The organism is Methanobrevibacter sp. (genome assembly GCF_045577275.1).
Classification (GTDB): domain Archaea; phylum Methanobacteriota; class Methanobacteria; order Methanobacteriales; family Methanobacteriaceae; genus Methanobrevibacter.
In genome coordinates this window covers 1-2,236 of sequence record NZ_JAZNIB010000367.1, presented here as the reverse complement: position 1 = coordinate 2,236, position 2,236 = coordinate 1, and the positions used below count along the sequence as shown (strand labels likewise).

At 34.0% G+C, this 2,236-nt stretch carries 2 protein-coding genes; both read right to left on the bottom strand.

What is annotated here, in order from left to right:
* Positions 1-31: 31 nt before the first annotated feature.
* On the bottom strand, positions 32-679 hold the full coding sequence (locus tag ACKI67_RS10535) for a DUF655 domain-containing protein (RefSeq protein WP_407463495.1): 648 nt from the start codon (positions 677-679) through the stop codon (positions 32-34).
* A gap of 17 nt (positions 680-696) precedes the next feature.
* A complete protein-coding gene (gene prf1, locus ACKI67_RS10530; protein WP_407463494.1) occupies positions 697-1,941 on the bottom strand; it encodes a peptide chain release factor aRF-1 in 1,245 nt (414 codons plus the stop codon).
* Positions 1,942-2,236 lie beyond the last annotated feature (295 nt).

The window sequence follows — 2,236 nt, the reverse complement described above, 5'->3', positions numbered from 1 at the left end:
AAAAATAAAAAAAGAAAATAAGAGAAAAGATTTACCTAATACGTTTTCCCTCTTTTTCAAGCAATCCTTTTTCTTTGATCATTTCAATGAAACGACTGTCATCAGTTACGAATTCGTCATACTCTTGGACTTCTTTTTTATTGGATCTTTTCACCTTTGTGAACAAATACAAAGGTCTGCCTTTTTTGACTTTAGGAAGTTCAATCAATTCATAAAGAATCCTATTTACAATCAAGTCCTGTGAGCTTTCAATGAAACTGACTCTATTGTCAATATCTTCAAAGCTTTCAAAATCGCCATTCAACTCTTTTTCAGCAATGATTTTAGAACCTTTTTTCCTATTGATTGGATCAAGGAAATGCAATTGGCTTGCCTCTTTGCTTTGGTCATTGAAGAATTTGACATATTTAGGTTCATTGGCAATTACAATGCTGTAAACAGCCTTTTCAACTTCAAACTCTTCATTCTTATTCAAGTCATCATAGCTTAAATGAGCCCTTTCCTGCTTAACGAATTCGCTATCCTTTCCAAGAGGAATCTTATCTTGAACCTTCACTTCAACATCTTCATTCAAGTCCAAATCCATTAGAATAAAATGATCATATCCAATAATACGTGCAGTTTTCTTATCTTCACCATCTCTAGTGCCTATAACCAAACCGAAATTTTCATTCTTCATGAAAACACCACACAAAATTATCTTACATTGTATCTTAAGATAGCTCCGATTCCACCGAAGGCCCTATATAATTGGCTTCCTTCTTCAGTTTCAGTGGAAATGATTTCAACAGAAGATCCTAAATCCTCTGCAATATTAGCCAAGTCTTCAACCAAATCTTCCTCTTTAGTGATTTTCATCTTTTCATTACATTGAGGACAAGTAAGGTCTTCCACTTTTTGACCTTCTTTTTGAGTCACTTCAGCATGGAATCCGCAAGCTTGGCAGTCAATGGTTAATCTTTTGGATTTCAAGTCTTCACTAAGCAAGAGAATGTCTACTGCACCCATTTCCAAATTGGTTCTGACTTCCTTTTCACCATATGAATACAAACCATGGTCATCACGGAGCTCAGCCAAGAATCTTTGCACTAACTTCTTCTCTTGGATAACGCCTAACTCTTCCAATGCACCAGATGCCTTGTCAATGGTTTCCCTAATACCGAATTCACCGGTATAGGAAGTGTCTACAGTAGTGATAACCTTATCCTTAAGCTCATAATGCATATAATCTCCATTGTAGAAGTCCTCTTTGGTACCTCCAGGTCCACCAAGAACAATTCCCTTCAAATCATCCTTGATAGGAAGGAATTCCTCATCCATGTGGGTACCGATTCTTTTCAAGAACTCATGAGCCAATTGTTCGATAACCCTATCGAACCTTCTTTGTGATTGTCCCCCTGCCTTATGCTTTCCAGGAACACCACTGGTTAAATTGGAAACGATATTGATTCTTTTACCTTTCAATGTAGCAATGGTAGCTTCATTTCTGTCGATTACAGCAATACCGTAAACCTCTTTGGAAGCTATCATATCTTCCAAAGGCTCAAGGAAAAATGTGCTGTCACAAATATAACGATAAGTTTGAATTTCTTCAGGAGGCTCAATAACTACAGTTTCCATCTTCTCAGTTCCAGGGCCGCCTTTAGGAATCATTCCTACAAACAATACAAAGCCGTTAGGCAATTCCTTATTGTCATTTGTAATCATACGGATTCTTTGCATGATTACCTCAATAGCTGATTGAACATTCTTACGGGTGGTTTTACTCTTAATGTTAGCACTTTGTCCCAATTCGTCCCTCATCTGCTTGATGATATCACTTAACTGCTTTGTTGGAGGGACATACATGGAAACAAGCTCTGTTCCCTTCCCCTTCTTTTCAGCCAATTCCTTTAATGACTTTTTAAATTCATATAATTCTTTTGAGGATACCTCACTCATTCATAACACCTGATAAAATTGATAAATAACTTTTTGATAAGTAATTAGTATAAAAAATTAAAATAAAACAATATAATTTAAGATTATTCAAAACTTTAAATAAAATTTTCATAGAAAAAATAACTAAACAGTAACTTTAATCGAAAATTTTTCACTAAAATAAAATTTCTGTCAAACCATAATAATAACCTTAAATTGATATTATATATTATTTATTTGTATAATTTACGTATATAATTAATGATGAAAACTAGAAAATTTTAAGAAAATATTAATAATTGAAAAGATATAGATT